Source organism: Mycobacterium sp. IDUB_28 (genome assembly GCF_055419285.1).
This window is the reverse complement of sequence record NZ_JBVAXK010000002.1, coordinates 535,477-550,155: the sequence shown is the minus strand read 5'-3', so window position 1 is coordinate 550,155 and position 14,679 is coordinate 535,477. Positions and strand designations below refer to the sequence as shown.

General features: G+C 67.3%; 11 protein-coding genes. 5 read left to right on the top strand and 6 right to left on the bottom strand.

The features are described 5' to 3' along the window. Positions 1-6: 6 nt before the first annotated feature. Positions 7-804, bottom strand: a complete 798-nt coding sequence (locus ACZYZ9_RS06345; RefSeq protein ID WP_463825352.1) for an SDR family NAD(P)-dependent oxidoreductase — start codon at positions 802-804, stop codon at positions 7-9. A gap of 155 nt (positions 805-959) precedes the next feature. Between ACZYZ9_RS06345 and ACZYZ9_RS06340 the strand changes: the two genes are divergently transcribed. Both ACZYZ9_RS06340 and ACZYZ9_RS06335 read left to right on the top strand, forming a co-directional pair. Continuing rightward, positions 960-1,742, top strand: coding sequence for an SDR family oxidoreductase (locus ACZYZ9_RS06340; RefSeq protein ID WP_463825351.1), 783 nt, complete (start codon positions 960-962; stop codon positions 1,740-1,742). Between the two features lie 88 nt (positions 1,743-1,830). Further along, entirely contained in the window at positions 1,831-3,408 is a 1,578-nt protein-coding gene (locus ACZYZ9_RS06335; protein ID WP_463825350.1) for a PE family protein, read from the top strand. 64 nt (positions 3,409-3,472) lie between these two features. On the opposite strand, the gene ACZYZ9_RS06330 is transcribed toward ACZYZ9_RS06335, so the two are convergent. From ACZYZ9_RS06330 to ACZYZ9_RS06320, 3 genes are read right to left on the bottom strand one after another with little or no spacing between them, the layout of a single operon-like run. Then, complete coding sequence (locus tag ACZYZ9_RS06330; protein WP_463825349.1) at positions 3,473-4,741, bottom strand: amidohydrolase family protein; 1,269 nt, start codon at positions 4,739-4,741, stop codon at positions 3,473-3,475. A 33-nt stretch (positions 4,742-4,774) separates the two neighbouring features. Then, positions 4,775-5,548: a class II aldolase/adducin family protein gene (locus ACZYZ9_RS06325; RefSeq protein WP_463825348.1), complete on the bottom strand. Its 774-nt coding sequence runs from the start codon at positions 5,546-5,548 to the stop codon at positions 4,775-4,777. Next, entirely contained in the window at positions 5,541-7,169 is a 1,629-nt protein-coding gene (locus ACZYZ9_RS06320; RefSeq protein WP_463825347.1) for a class I adenylate-forming enzyme family protein, read from the bottom strand. The genes ACZYZ9_RS06325 and ACZYZ9_RS06320 overlap by 8 nt, the downstream gene beginning before the upstream one ends. A 173-nt stretch (positions 7,170-7,342) precedes the next feature. Here ACZYZ9_RS06320 and ACZYZ9_RS06315 point away from each other — a divergent pair, with 173 nt between their 5' ends. Beyond that, positions 7,343-8,269, top strand: coding sequence for a M48 family metallopeptidase (locus ACZYZ9_RS06315; RefSeq protein ID WP_463825346.1), 927 nt, complete (start codon positions 7,343-7,345; stop codon positions 8,267-8,269). 119 nt (positions 8,270-8,388) lie between these two features. Next, a complete protein-coding gene (locus ACZYZ9_RS06310) occupies positions 8,389-9,081 on the top strand; it encodes a GAF and ANTAR domain-containing protein (protein ID WP_463825345.1) in 693 nt (230 codons plus the stop codon). On the opposite strand, the gene ACZYZ9_RS06305 is transcribed toward ACZYZ9_RS06310, so the two are convergent. Both ACZYZ9_RS06305 and ACZYZ9_RS06300 read right to left on the bottom strand, forming a co-directional pair. Then, entirely contained in the window at positions 9,082-11,652 is a 2,571-nt protein-coding gene (locus ACZYZ9_RS06305) for an FHA domain-containing protein (protein WP_463825344.1), read from the bottom strand. A 164-nt stretch (positions 11,653-11,816) separates the two neighbouring features. Beyond that, entirely contained in the window at positions 11,817-13,199 is a 1,383-nt protein-coding gene (locus ACZYZ9_RS06300; protein ID WP_463825343.1) for a serine/threonine-protein kinase, read from the bottom strand. A 365-nt stretch (positions 13,200-13,564) separates the two neighbouring features. Here ACZYZ9_RS06300 and ACZYZ9_RS06295 point away from each other — a divergent pair, with 365 nt between their 5' ends. After that, a complete protein-coding gene (locus tag ACZYZ9_RS06295; protein WP_463825342.1) occupies positions 13,565-14,662 on the top strand; it encodes a ferredoxin reductase in 1,098 nt (365 codons plus the stop codon). The last annotated feature ends 17 nt before the right edge of the window (positions 14,663-14,679 follow it).

Sequence of the window (14,679 nt, the reverse complement as noted above, 5' to 3'; positions counted from 1 at the left end):
ACTACCTCACCGTTTGTCGGTTTGCCCGGCGGCGATCTGGTCAGCCGCCTTGGCCGCGATATCGCCACCCAGACGGGACGCCAGCTCGGGGGCGTTGGCCGCGAACCGCGCCAGTACCTGCTGGCGCAGTGGGGCGACGGTGATCTCGCCGCGATTCTGCCGGATCGCCTTGACCACCGCGTCGCCCACCTGCTCGGGCTTTCCGGTGCCGATCAGCGGCGGCGCGGCGGCACCGGAATCGGCGAACATCCCGGCGCCGCCGATCGCACCGGGGCTGACGACCGACACACCGATGCCGGCCGAGCGCAGGTCGTCGCGCAGGCACAGCGCGAAACCGCGCAGCCCGAACTTGGTTGCCGCGTACAACGATGCGCGGGCGGTGGCTGCCTTGCCCGAAATCGACGAGATGTAGACGAAGTGCCCCGATCCGCGCCCGGTGAACGTCGGGATCAGTTCGCGGGTGAGCTGCACCGGCACTTCCAGATTGACTCGCAACGCCCGGCCGACCTGCTCGGCGCTGTAAGTGTCCAACCTGCCCGACGCCGGCAGCGCGGCGTTGGCGACCAATACGTCGATCTCGCCCGCATCGGCCAGCAGTGCCGGTGCGGCGCCGGGCTCCGCGAGGTCACTGACGATCGTCCGGTGCCCTTGGCCGGCAAGCGAAGCCGAGAGTTCGTCGAGTTCGTCCTGCTTGCGTGAACTCAGGATCAGCCGGGCGCCGCTGTCGGCGAGTGCCTTGGCGATCGCGCGGCCGAGGCCGCCGGTCGCGCCGGTGAGCAGGACAGTCTTGCCGGTGAGTTCCATAGCAAAGACGCTAGTCGACTTCGTCGAACACCCGGTACGTCTGGGTGTTGGGCACCCGGGCACTCCGCACTGGCTCCCCGGTAGGCGGACACCGCTGATTTCACCGTGTGCCACGATTACCGGCACACCCAACGTCTCGATTCCGAGGAGAGTCCATGCCGAATCGATTGGCCGACAAGGTTGCCCTCATCAGCGGTGGCGCCCGCGGCATGGGCGCTGCCCACGTCCGGACGCTGGTCGCCGAAGGAGCCAAAGTGGTGTTCGGCGACATCCTCGACGACGAGGGCGCCGCCGTCGCAGCAGAAGTCGGCGACGCCGCCCGTTACCTGCACCTCGACGTCACCCAGCCCGAACAATGGGACGCTGCCGTCGAAACCGCGCTCGGCGAGTTCGGCCGCCTCGACATCCTGGTCAACAACGCCGGCATCATCAACATCGGAACCTTCGAGGACTACGCGCTGTCCGAATGGCAGCGCATCCTCGACATCAACCTGACCGGCGTCTTCCTGGGCATCCGGGCGGTGGTCAAACCGATGAAGGCGGCGGGCCGCGGGTCCATCATCAACATCTCCTCCATCGAGGGCCTGGCCGGCACCATCGCCTGCCACGGCTACACGGCCACCAAATTCGCGGTTCGGGGCCTGACCAAATCCGCCGCACTCGAGTTGGGGCCCAGTGGAATCCGGGTGAACTCCATCCACCCCGGCCTGATCAAGACGCCAATGACCGAATGGGTGCCCGAAGACATCTTCCAGACCGCCCTGGGCCGGGCCGCCGAACCCGAGGAGGTCTCCAGCCTGGTGGTTTACCTGGCCAGCGACGAATCCAGCTACTCCACGGGTTCGGAGTTCGTGGTCGACGGCGGCTGTGTCGCCGGCCTGGGACATAAGGATTTCTCCGCCGTCGAGACCGACGCGCAGCCCGAGTGGGTCACCTGATCCCCGAATGGTCGAAAAACGCCTGGACCGAGTCGAGTTCACCTACAGTTAGCCAACGCGGAACTGGGCATCGAGCCAGGAGGAGACCATGTCGTTCCTAACCACCGTACCCGAGCAAATCGGTTATGCCGCAACAGATCTTGCCGGCGTCGGCGCCAACCTGAGCGCCGCCGGGAACGCGGTGACGGGACCTACGACGACGCTGCTCGCGGCCGGCGCCGACGAGATCTCGGGCGCCGTGGCAGCACTGTTCAACAGCTATGGCCAGACGTATCAGACGGTGAGCACCCAATTGGGGCGCTATCACGACCAGTTCGTGCGGGCCCTGGCCACTTCGAGCACCGCCTACGCCAGCGCCGAGGCAGCCGCGGCAGCACCCCTGCAGAGTGTGTTCGACCTGATCAACGCGCCGAGCCAGGCCCTGCTGGGACGCCCGCTGATCGGCAACGGAGCGAATGCCGCCCCCGGATCGGGTGCCGACGGCGGCGCCGGTGGATTGTTGTACGGCAACGGCGGGGCCGGCGGGTCGGGGTCGGCCCTGGGACAACGGGGTGGCAACGGCGGAGCAGCCGGCCTGATCGGCAACGGTGGGGCGGGCGGGGCAGGCACGCTGGGTGGTCTCGGCGACAGCGGTATCGGCGGCAACGGCGGGCGGGGCGGGCTGCTGGTCGGCAACGGCGGGGCGGGCGGCGCCGGCGGGTTCCTCCTGGCGGGCGGCAACGGCGGGGCCGCCGGACTGCTGTTCGGACATGGCGGTGCCGGGGGCAGCGGTGGTCTCGGCTTCGGCGGTCTCGGAGGCAACGGCGGGGCCGGCGGAGCAGGAGGGTCGCTGTTCGGCAGCGGCGGGGCCGGTGGCTCCGGCGGCCAGGGCGGCACCGGTGGCACCGGCGGCACCGGTGGCGTCGGCGGAGCCGGCGGACTGCTGTTCGGCGCCGGCGGGCACGGCGGCGACGGCGGCCAAGGTGACGTGCGGGGAGGCACCGGCGGCACCGGCGGCGTCGGTGGGGCCGGCTTCTTCGGCACCGGAGGGGACGGCGGAGCCGGCGGTGCCAGCCTCAACACCGGCGGCAGCGGCGGCACCGGCGGGGCCGGCGGGCTGCTGATCGGCGGTGGCGGCGCCGGCGGAAACGGTGGGGCTGGGCTGTCGGCCACCGGCAACGGCGGAGCGGGAGCGGACGGCGGCAGATCCGGCATGCTCTACGGCGATGGCGGCAGCGGTGGGACCGGCGGCGACGGGCAACTTGCCGGGGGTGCCGGTGGTGCCGGTGGAAACGCCGCGGGACTGGTCGGCAGCGGTGGCGGGGGCGGACGCGGCGGGACCGGCAACGCCGGCGGTGGAGCGGGTGGCGCAGGCGGTACCGCCGCAGCACTGATCGGCGATGGTGGCGACGGCGGCGCAGGCGGGTCGTCGGGCTCGGCAGCTGGCGGGAAGGGCGGCGCCGGCGGCGACGCCGCACTCATCGGCGGGGGCGGAGCCGGTGGGGCCGGCGGAGACGGCACCGGCTTCGTGGCCGGCGACGGCGGCAACGGCGGCGACGCCGAGCTGTTCGGCAACGGCGGAAACGGTGGCAACGCCGGATTCGGCGTCAACCCGGGCGCCACGGCCGGGACCGGGGGCACCGGCGGACTCCTGTTCGGCGCCGACGGTGTGAACGGACTGATATAGCCACCACGGACCGGTCGTCGTGCAGCGGTACGCTTCGGCGCCCACCCGGGCCCGGCGATCCCGCTCAGAATACGTCGGGGTTGCGCTGTATCTCGGCCGGCACCGGGTGCTGGTAGAGCCGGGATGCGTTCTGCCAGGTGATCTTCCGGATCACTTCGGGCGGCAGCCCGCCGATCTCTTCGTGAACGGTCCGCTGGGTGTGCGGCCACGTCGAGTCGCAGTGTGGATAGTCGGCCTCCAGCATGATGTTGTCCATGCCGATCCGGTTGTACTGGACGAACGAGGACTTGTCCTCCACCGCGCAGAACCAGAAGTTGCGGGTGAAAACCTCTGCGGGAGTGAGTTTTTCCTTCAACGCCTGCCAGGTGCCGTACATCTCGTGGTAGCTCAGCATATGGTCCAGCCGGTCCAATAACCCGGCCACCCAGCCGATTCCGCCTTCGGACAGGCATATCCTGAGTTCCGGGAACCTGCTGGGCAGCCCGGAGTACAGCCAGTCCACCGCAGCGGATATCGCGTAGGCGAAGAACAGCACACCCTGCACATCGGGCGGGGCGTCCTCGGTGGTCGACGGGGACGAACCGGACGAGCCGATGTGCAGGTTGACCACGGTGCCGGTCTCGGCGCAGGCCGCCATCACCGGATCCCAGTGTCCCGAGTGGATGCTCGGCAACCCGAGCAGCGCAGGGTTCTCGCTGAACGTCACCGCGTGGAAACCCCGTTCGGCGTTCGCGCGGATCATGGCCGCGCCGAGTTCGGGATCCAGCAGCCAGGGCAGTTGGCAGGGAATGATCCGGTCGGGGTAGGGCCCGGCCCAGGCTTCCAGATGCCAGTCGTTCCAGGCCCGCACCGCGGCCAACGCCAGGTCGCGATCCTTGGTCACCTGTTGCAGCCGCTGCCCGGCGAACCCCGGCAGGAACGACGGAAAGTTCAGCGACGCGTAGATGCCGTTGAGGTCCATGTCCGCGACCCTCGCATGAATATCCCAAGCGCCCCTGCGCATTTCGTCGAACCGGACCGGTTCGAACCCGTACTCGGATACCGGCCGCCCCACCACCGCGTTGAAGCCGACGTTGGGCAGTATCTGGTCGTCATACACCCAGGTCTGTCCGCCCTGCGGGGTGTCGACGACTTTCGGGGCGCGGTCGGCGAACTTGCGCGGCAACCGACCGGTGAAGGTGTCCGGCGGTTCCACGATGTGATCGTCCACCGAGATCAGGGTGTAGTGCCGTCGCGCTCGGGGCGGATCCGGCAGAAATGTGACCGAGCGGTCCTCCCCCGTCTTGGCGGTGGTGAAGTTCAGGTCGCCGGCCAGGTCGTCAATCGATTTCACGTCGCGGGCCTCCTCGGTTGGGGCGAGCCGGAATCAGCTGAGCACATCGGGGTCGGCTTTGATCGTCATGCGGGCCGCACCCGCCCAGTAGACATCGGCGGCACGTTCGATCAGCGAGGCCTGCATGCCGGCCATGTCCGACCACCGCATCTGTGCCGGTTCGCGGCCGGTCAGCAGCACGTCGTAGGCCAGTCGGCACACCCGTTCAATGGATGCCGCCCGATAGACGGCTTCCGGCAGGGTGCGCCCGGTGGCGATGACACCGTGATTCGCCAGAATCGTCAGGTTGGCGCCACCGATGTGTGCCGCGAGATCTGCTGCGCGAGTGGGGCTGTCCACTTCCCCGCCGTAGGACTCGACCAGGCACAGGTCGTCGGTGAACAGGGCCCCGGTCTGGTGCAGGAGTTCGGGCAACCTGCCCAGTGCGGCCAGCACGCACACGTAGTACGGGTGATTGTGGATGACCACCCGCGCGTCGTCGCGGACCCGGTGCAGCTCGGTGTGGATGTGGATCGCCGGGGTGACGTCCCACCGGCCCCGGATCACCCGCGCGTCCGAGTCCACCGCACAGATATCGGAGGCGGTGAGTTCCTGCCACCACAACCCCCACGGGTTGACCAACATGTCGGTCCGACCGTCGAGTTGCCAGGTGATGTGCCCGGCCATGTTCTCGGCGAACCCGATGGACGCCAGATGACGGAACGCCACCGCGAGCGCCTGTTCATCGGACAGGTCGACTCCGATCGGGGGCAGCACCGCCGGCGCCCATACCTGCAACCCGCCTTGTCGCGCCTGCGGTTCACTCATCGCCTGTCTCCATTCTGCGCCGAATATCCTCACGGAGTTGACCTTTGGCCACTTTTCCCCCGGACGAACGGGGCAGCTCGTCGAGCACGATGAGCCGTTCAGGCAGCAGCTCTTTCGAAACGCCAAGTGCCAGCAGATGTTCGACGAGTGCGGGCAACTCGATACGCCGCTCATCGACGAGTTCGGCGTAGAGGCACACCTTCTCGCCGAACACCGGGTCGGGCATCGCGACGGCAGCGGTCACCGCGAGTGCGGGATGCGTCATCGCCGCATCCTCGACTTGGGCGGCGCTGATGTTCTTGCCGCCCCGCAGGATGAAGTCCGAGGTTCGGCCGGTGACGGTCAGGTATCCGTCAGAGTCGATCTGGCAGATGTCGCCCATCCGCATCCACCCGTCGCGGGTGAACAGTGCGTCATGGTCGGCGCCGCCGGCCAAACCGCTCAGATACCCCAGGCTGGTCGCCGGACCGCGGCAGGCCGGCTGACCGCGCCCGGTCTCGGTGACATCGCGGTCGCCGTCGAAAAGCCGGACCGACATCTCCGGGATGATCCGACCGCCGGTGCGGAGCCGTTGACGCGGCGGGTCGTCCAGCGTGGTCCCACTGAGCACGCCGGTTTCGTTGGAGCCATAGAACTGCAGAATTGTCGCGCCAGTCAGTTCTTCGAATTCCGCCGCCGGGCGGTACGGCAGCGCTTCCCCACCGGTGAACACCACCCGCAGCGAACTCAAGTCGTACCCGCGGGTGTCGGGGTCAGCCATCAACATCGTCAATTGCGTACTGACACAGCACAATACAGTGACCCGGTGCCGCGCGACGGCTTCGCACACCGCCGCGGTGGTGAACCGCCGCAGAATCACCGCCATGGCACCCAGATAGATCGGGGTGGTGTGACTGGTCCAGATGCCGAACCCGAAAGGCATCGGTATCACCGGAAGGAACACGTCCTCGGGCGTCAGCTGCCCATTGCCGACGGCCTTCTGGTGAAAGTAGTGCCAACGGTTCTGCGTGTGAACCACGCACTTCGGCAGACCGGTGGTCCCTGAGGTGGAGTTGATCAGGAACACGTCGTCGGGTCCCAGCTGCGATCTGACGCCCACCGCGCCGGGCCGGCCGCCGCGATCATCCAACCGCAGGTCGTCCCGCAACACCAGCACTGTCCTACCGCCCACCACCCCCGCCGCGGCGACGCCGCGCTGGTGATCGCAGATCACCAACTTCGGCTCGGTGGCCACCAACAACTGGGCGACTTCTCGTGCGCCGGCGCGCGCGCCGATGCCGACCACGACGGCGCCGCATCGTTCGACGCCGACGAACAGCACGTGCAGGGCCGCCGAATCGCCGTGCCAGACTCCGATCCGGTCACCGCGCCGCACACCGTGCTCGGCGAGCTGCCGGGCCAGCGCGGTCGCCGCAGCATCAAATTCGGGCCAGGTCAGCGTGGTCGTGGCCAGGTCGTCCCGCTGGTCGCAGTAGGCCGTGCGACCGGGCCGGCGTTCGGCGTTGCGCCGCACCGCGTCGGACAAGGTGGATTCCGACCACCAGCCCGCGGCGCGGTAGCGGGCTACTTCCTCGGCGGTGAACGCGGGCGATCGCGCGATCGTCAGCGCGCCGGCGTGCATAGCCAATGATAGGAAACGACGGGCGCCGCAGAGCAGACGGTCCGGGGCCCGCATGGCAAGGATTTAGCGCGCTCCAAGGATTTATAGAGAATCCTGTAAGGGCGGGCCCGGAGGCTGATGGTCGCCCGTGCACAACCGGAGCAACGACTTCACACAGGAGCCAAGGGACCGTCATGGCCATCGTCGATTCGCCGATACATCATCATCCGCCCGGATCGCATCACGGGGCACCGCCCGGTGCAGTGGGTTATCGGGAACTGCCCAGCCGCCACCCGTGGGAGATCGGCCTGCTGGTCCTGGTCATCCTGTCCAGCGTCGTGCTCTACCTGATCGCCACCGTCGTGGTACTGACCGGTCACGGCAGCCTGCTGTGGCTCTCGGTGCTGGCCACACCACTGGTGCTGTTCCTGGCCAGGGGCTTGAACTACGGCCGGCAACGCACGAACGGCGTCAAGATGTCGCCCACCCAGTTTCCGGATGGCTACTGGTTGGTGGCGCAGGCCGCGCAGCGGTTCGGGCTCACCGAAATCCCCGACGCGTACGTGGTGTTGGGCAACGGCCAGATCAACGCCTTCGCCAGCGGTCACGGCTTCCGCCGTTACGTGGTGGTCTACAGCGATCTGTTCGAGGTCGGTGGCCAGGCGCGCGACCCGGAGGCACTCGCCTTCGTCATCGGTCACGAAGTGGGACACATCGCGGCCGGACACGCCTCCTACTGGCGGCAGCTGAGCCAGCTGGCCATGAAGATCCCGTTCCTGGGCCAGGCGCTGTCCCGGTCGATGGAGTACACCGCGGACAACTACGGGTACGCGTTCCATCCGGAAGGCGCCCGGCGGGCCATCGGGGTGTTGAGCGCCGGCAAGTACCTGCTGCGCTGGGTTGACTTCGACGGGATGGCGGACCGGGCCGAGTCGGAGACCGGATTCTTCGTCTGGCTGTCCAACATGGTGGCGTCGCATCCGGTCAACACCTGGCGGGCGTCGGCGCTGCGCAACCGCGCCGTCGCGGGCGCCCTGTTCTTCCGTCCGAAACAACCGCACGCGGTGGCGCCCCTGCCGACCCACTGGGCACCACCCCACGCCGGCGGCTGGGGGCAGTAGCTGCTCTCCAAGACCGGGTCGGGTCCGGGCTGTGGAGCGGCGCCGTACCAGGCGCCGCTCCGACAGTCGTCGGGTACTCGCCGACAGCGCGCGATCACCCGCCGGGTAGACATGACCGCATGATCCTGGACAAACACGAACTGGCCGTGCGGATGGCCGAGTTGGCCCGGACCCTGGCCACCCCGAGCTCCGTCGAGCAGATCCTGGCGAACGTCACCGCCACCGCGGTCGAGTTGATACCCGGGGCAGATACCGCCGGAATTCTGCTGGTCCATGGCAGCGGCAAGTTCGAGTCGCTCGGCGATTTCAGCGATCTGCCCGGGAAGCTCGACGATCTCCAACACCGATTCCAAGAAGGCCCCTGCTATCAGGCCGCGCTGCAGGACACCATCGTGCGGACCGATGATTTCCAGACCGAACAGCGCTGGCCGAAATACTCGCCGGCCGCGCTGGAACTCGGCGTGCGCAGCGGACTCTCGTTCAAGCTCTACACCGCGGAGCGCACGGCGGGCGCGCTGAACCTGTTCGGGTTTGCGCCCGGGGTATGGGATGCCGAAGCGGAGACCGTCGGCACCGTGCTGGCGGCGCACGCTGCCGCGGCGATCCTGGCCGGCCGCCACGACGAGAACATGCAGACCGCGTTATCCAGCCGCGACCGCATCGGGCAGGCCAAAGGCATCATCATGGAGCGCTACAACGTCGACGACGTGCGTGCCTTCGAGATGCTGCGCGCGTTGTCGCAGGAGAGCAATTCCAAGCTCATCGACATCGCGCAGCGCGTCATCGACACCCGCGCGCAGACGGCGGGGTGATCAGCCGCTCTTCAGGCGGATCTTCCAGCGCACGAAGCCGAGGTAGAAGACGCTGAGCAGCACCAACATGCCCATATCCAACGACCAGGCACCCACCGTGTGCTTCCAGTGTGAATCCCTGGGGATCTGCGGAAGGTGCGACAGTTCTGTCAAATTGACCGTTGACGCCGAAGCCGCGAAACCCCACCGGGCCGGGGTGACCCAGGACATCTGATCGAGCCCGATTCGGCCGGTGACCGGGATCATGCCGCCGGAGAACACCAGCTGCGACATCACCGCGACGACGAGCAGCGGCATGATCTGCTCGCTGGTCTTGGCCAGCGAGGACAACACCAACCCCAGCATCGCCGACGCGACGGTGGTCGCCGCGATGTCGACGTAGAGTTCGAAAGCCGGCGGACTCAGCAGGACAGCGCCCTTGGTCGGGCCGCCCTTGCCGATGAGCGCGATCACCGTGACGATCGCCGACTGGACCAGCGCGAATATCGTGTAGACGCACACCTTGGCCAGCAGATATGCGGTGGTGGACAGACCTACTGCCTGTTCACGCAGGAAGATCGCCCGCTCACCGATCAGGTCGCGAATGGTCAGTGCCGTGCCCATGAAGACCGCGCCGACGTTCAGCAGCACCAGGATCTGGGCCGGCTCGGTCGGTGCATCGCCGGTCGGGTTCGGTGTACCGAAACCGACATCACCGGGCACCGACATGGACAGCGAACCCATGATGAACGGCAGTATCGCCAGGAAGATGAAGTAGCCGCGGTCGGAGATGATCAACCGCAGTTGCCGTCGGGCAATCGTGGAGAACTGTCGAAGCAGGCTGGTATGCGCCGCCTCGCCCAACTCCGCGGGTTTTTCCACCGGTGGCGCCGGGGGCGGCGGGCCGTTCCGTTCCAGGTACCGGGCCTTGGCGCCGTCCGGGTCCTCGGCGACGGTGCTGAAGATGTCGGCCCAGTTCGTCGTGCCCATGGCCGGACCGATCTGGCTGGGCGGCCCGCAGAATGCGGTCTTGCCGCCCGGCGCCAGCAGCAACACCTGGTCACACACGTCCAGATAGGTCAGCGAGTGAGTGACGACCAGCACCACACGCCCGGCGTCGGCCAACTGCCGCAGCATGGTCATGACCTGGCGGTCCAGCGCCGGGTCCAGGCCCGAGGTCGGTTCGTCGAGGATCAGCAGCGACGGGCCGGTGAGCAGTTCCAGCGCCACCGAGGCGCGTTTGCGCTGACCGCCGGACAGCTTGTCTACCCGCGTCTCGAGGTGCTTGGTCATCTCGAGTTCCTCGAGGACCCGGGCGACCACCTGTTCGCGGTCCTCTTTGGTGGTGTCCGGCGGCAGCCGCAGCTCGGCGGCATACATCAGCGCCTGCCGTACGGTCAGCTGACCGTGCACCACGTCGTCCTGCGGCACCATGCCGATCCTGCTGCGCAGCGAGGCGTATTCGGAGTGCACGTTGTGGCCCTCGAAGGCGACCGTGCCGCTGGTCGGGTGGGTATACCCGGCCACCAGCTTGGCGAAGGTCGACTTGCCGGCACCCGAGGGTCCGATGACGGCGGTGAGCATTCCCGGCCGTGCGGTGAGCGAGATATTGTCCAGCAGCGTCTTGTTGCCCTCGATGGTCCACGTCACCCCGCGCACATCGAGGCCGCCGGTACGGGTCTCCAGCAGGCTCTCTTCGCGACGTGAGAGAGCGCCGTTGGCGAAGACGAGGTCGATGTTTCCGATGGTGACGACGTCGCCGTCGCGCAAGATCGCGGATTCGACCCGGGTGCCGTTGACGAATGTCCCGTTGATACTGCGGTTGTCACGGATCTCAACGCCATTGGCGGACGGGATCAGCGTCGCGTGGTGGCGCGATGCCAGCACCTCGGGAATGACGATGTCGTTGTCGTCGGCGCGACCGATCTTGATCGCGTTCGGCGGCAGGTCGCCCCCGGCCTTGCCCGGCCGCAGGATCTTCATCATCGACGTCCGGCCGCCCACGTCGGCCGTGCGGCCGATCACCGGCGGCGGCTGCTGCGCCGCCGCGGGACGATAGATCTGCGGCCCGCTCTGTTGCGGCGGCATCGGTTGCGGCCCCGACGGGTAACGGGGCTGTCCCGACGGCGGCGCAGACGGAATCCGCTGGGTCGACGGGGCCTGTTGTTGCCCCCAGTTGGCTCCGGACGGTGGCGGGCCCTGCGCGGGGATGGGCCCGCTGGGCCGGGACGGTATCGCCATCGCCGTCGTCGGGGGTGGGCGACCCACCGAACCCTGGCTACGGCGGCCGACTTCGAACTCCAGCGCCGGGCCATCGGGGTTGCCGATGTTGATGCGCTGTCCGTCCTGGACGTCGACCACCGGCACGCGGCGGTTGTTGACGTACAGCCCGTTGAGGCTGCCATTGTCGATGGCGACCCATCGACCCTGGTCAAAGCGCAACAACAGGTGCACGCGGGAAATGAGGGGGTGCGCCACGCGGACGTCCGCGCGTAGATCACGCCCAATGACTACATCGTGGCCTGCGGCGAAGGTGCGTTCGGCTCCGTCATAACGCACGGTCAGCACAGGTGGGGCAGCTGTCTGGGTCATCGCACCCAACTGTATCGGCACGGTGGTCATTTAAAGAAGGAAGGCGTCAAATATGTGTTACCGACCGACTCGGCGTGAGTTGGGCGCCGCCGCGGGCGTTCCGCGACCGTTATCCCTGCTGAATATCCGGGGCGCAGGTGGTCCGCCGCGGTAGGCGCATTCGGTTAGCGGCGCGGTGGGACGCTGCCGCGGCGAATGTCCTCCAGGCATTGCAATCGGGTCTGCCCGGTCTGCTGTACGCACACCTGGACCGGTGTCTCCTGCTCACTGGGTAGCGCTGTTTCGCCCGGTCCCGGCGCAGAGGTGGCGGTGGGACTGGCCACCGGGCCTTCGGTCAGCGACCAGATGCCGGTTTCTTTGTTGCTGCCCTGCAACGGGGAGCAATACGCCTTGACCCGGGCGGTGGTCTGACCCTCGCCGCCGAGCAGGGCGCATTCGGCACCGATGGCGACGAAGGGCAACTCGGGCGGGGCAGCTGCCGACGGCGCCGGCGCGGCGTTGGCACTGGTGGTGGTCGTGGTTTGCGCGGCCGTCGCCGCCCGCTCTTCTTCGTCGGCACGCAGAAACTCCTGCAACGCGAAGACGACGGCGATGACCAACAGAATCGCCAACACCCCCGGGATGACAACGGCGGGCCGCAACAGCGACCGGCGCGGTGGCGCCGTCACTGCGGGCAGCGACACGTTGGTTTCGTCGGCGTCGCCGGTGTCACCGAGATGGTGGCCGAGCGCCCGTGCGAAATCGATGCAACGTAGGTAGCGGTCCTTGGGATCCTTGGACAGCGCCTTGCTGAAGACCGGATCCAGATCGGCCAGGGAGGGACGGCGCTCCCCTATCGGCGGAGGTGCCGCGGTGAGATGCTGGCTGATCACCACGGCGGGGTTCGAATGCTGAAACGGCGGTGTCCCGGTGAGCAGCTGATAGGCCGACGCCGCCAGGGCATACTGATCGGCCCGGCCGTCGAGGTCGTTGCCCATGAGTTGTTCCGGCGCCGCGTAGGCGACGGTGCCCACCGTCATGTTGGTCGCAGTCAGACCGGTCGACTCGCCCACCAGTCCGGCGATCCCGAAATCGGCCAGCAATATCCGTCGGTCCGGTGAGTCGGGCTGCGCGATGAGCATGTTGGCCGGCTTGACGTCGCGGTGGATCATCCTGTGCTCGTGGGCGTAATCGAGCGCCTCAGCCACCGCGGTGATGATCTCGACCACCTCGGGACCTGGCATACCGTTCGGATACCGCTCGTCGAGCAGCGCACCGGCATCGGTCCCGTCGACGTAGTCCATGTCGATCCACAGCTGACCGTCGGTTTCGCCGCGGTCGTGCACGGCGACGATGTGGGGATGCCACAGGGCGGCGGCTGTTTCAGCCTCCCGGTGAAACCGCTCCCGGTATTCCCGGTCGGCCGAAACATCGGCCTTGACCACCTTCAGGGCGTCCTGGCGTGGCAGTCGGGGGTGTTTCGCCAGGTAAACCTCGCCCATACCGCCGGACCCGAGTTGCCGGACAATGGTGTATCCAGCAAAGGTCGAGCCTTCGTCGAGCGGCATGGCGGCATAGTAGCCTGCCCCAGGGCTCGGCAAACCCGGCATTGTGACCGTCACGGACGTGGGGCGCGGCTGCCGGCGAGGTTCATTCGACCGCCCAACCGGGGCGCAGGGCCGACGGCCCGTCGTCGCATCAGGCGCGTATCGGTGCAGAAAGTTTGACTCCGGAGGTTTGAGCCGCGCGCGGACGGGGCATGGCGGTTGCGGTCATGCAGCCGCAGACGCCAGGCGCATCCTGCTCAGCCCCAGCAGGTAGTCGGTGAACGCCTGCAATTTTTCGCGTCCAGTTCTTGTATGCATTCATGTTGTGCCCCAACAGTTTTGAGGGCCTACTGGTTTTCAGTGAACAACTGTGTACTATTGGACCAATGGCAGAACGTGGAGCTCAGCCTCAAGTACCCCGCGGCCGTCGTCTGTTCCTCAAAGCTGTGCGGAATCTGTTCAAGCCGCTACAGCCCGACGATTACATCGAGATGATCAACCCGCTTTGGACGACGAAGGAGCTGCGCGGAAAGGTCGAGCGGGTCGAGAAACAGGGTTCGGAAGCGGCGAGCATCCTGATCCGGCCGGGCTACGAATGGCCGGGTCACAAGCCCGGGCAGTACGTACGACTCGGCCTGGTGATCGACGGCGTCTACCACTGGCGCGCATATTCGCTGACCTCGGATCCCGAGCCTGCCGACGGGTTGATCAGTGTCACCCCGAAGAAAGTGGACAGCGGCGTCGTGTCGCCCTACCTGGTGGAAAAAATTCAACCCGGCGAACTGGTACGGCTCAGCGAGATCGAGGGTGTGTTTACGCTGCCCGACCCGTTGCCCGAGAAGATGCTGTTCATCAGCGCCGGCAGCGGCATCACCCCGATCATGAGCATGCTGCGCAGCCTCGACCGGCGCGACCAACTGGGCGACGTGGTGCACATCCACTCCGCACGTACCCGCGAGCAGGTGATGTTCCTGTCGGTCCTGGAGGAGCTCGACGACCGACATGAGCAGATGCGCCTGGACATCCGCCTGACCGGGGACCGTGGCCGACTCGAACCCGGCGACCTGGACGAGGAGGTTCCCGACTGGCGTGAGCGTGAGGCTTTCTGCTCCGGACCGGAGGAGATGCTCGACGCGCTCATCGAACACTGGGAGGAGAACGGCGATCCTGATCGCCTCCACTACGAACGGTTCCAGCCGAAGATCGGGGGCGACGCCGGTGACGGCGAGGGCGGCGAGGTCTGCTTCCTCAAGAGCGACAAGAAGGTCGAATGTGACGGCGGCACATCGATTTTGGAAGCCGGGGAGAACGCCGGACTGGAACTCGACCACGGGTGCCGAATCGGCATCTGCCACACCTGCGTCGGGACGCTGAAATCGGGCAAGCTACGCGATCTGCGCTCCGGCGAGGTCAGCGAACCCACCGGACAGGACGTCAGGATCTGCATCAACAGCGCCGAGGGCGACGTCGAACTCGAACTGTGATCGAAAGGAACTCGAAG

Bases quoted from the DNA above. Each gene is read 5' to 3' on its own strand.
- ACZYZ9_RS06320 (WP_463825347.1), bottom strand. From the start codon at position 7,169: ATGCACGCCGGCGCGCTGACGATCGCGCGATCGCCCGCGTTCACCGCC.
- ACZYZ9_RS06340 (WP_463825351.1), top strand. From the start codon at position 960: ATGCCGAATCGATTGGCCGACAAGGTTGCCCTCATCAGCGGTGGCGCC.
- ACZYZ9_RS06310 (WP_463825345.1), top strand. From the start codon at position 8,389: ATGATCCTGGACAAACACGAACTGGCCGTGCGGATGGCCGAGTTGGCC.
- ACZYZ9_RS06305 (WP_463825344.1), bottom strand. From the start codon at position 11,652: ATGACCCAGACAGCTGCCCCACCTGTGCTGACCGTGCGTTATGACGGA.
- ACZYZ9_RS06345 (WP_463825352.1), bottom strand. From the start codon at position 804: ATGGAACTCACCGGCAAGACTGTCCTGCTCACCGGCGCGACCGGCGGC.
- ACZYZ9_RS06315 (WP_463825346.1), top strand. From the start codon at position 7,343: ATGGCCATCGTCGATTCGCCGATACATCATCATCCGCCCGGATCGCAT.
- ACZYZ9_RS06295 (WP_463825342.1), top strand. From the start codon at position 13,565: ATGGCAGAACGTGGAGCTCAGCCTCAAGTACCCCGCGGCCGTCGTCTG.
- ACZYZ9_RS06300 (WP_463825343.1), bottom strand. From the start codon at position 13,199: ATGCCGCTCGACGAAGGCTCGACCTTTGCTGGATACACCATTGTCCGG.
- ACZYZ9_RS06335 (WP_463825350.1), top strand. From the start codon at position 1,831: ATGTCGTTCCTAACCACCGTACCCGAGCAAATCGGTTATGCCGCAACA.
- ACZYZ9_RS06325 (WP_463825348.1), bottom strand. From the start codon at position 5,548: ATGAGTGAACCGCAGGCGCGACAAGGCGGGTTGCAGGTATGGGCGCCG.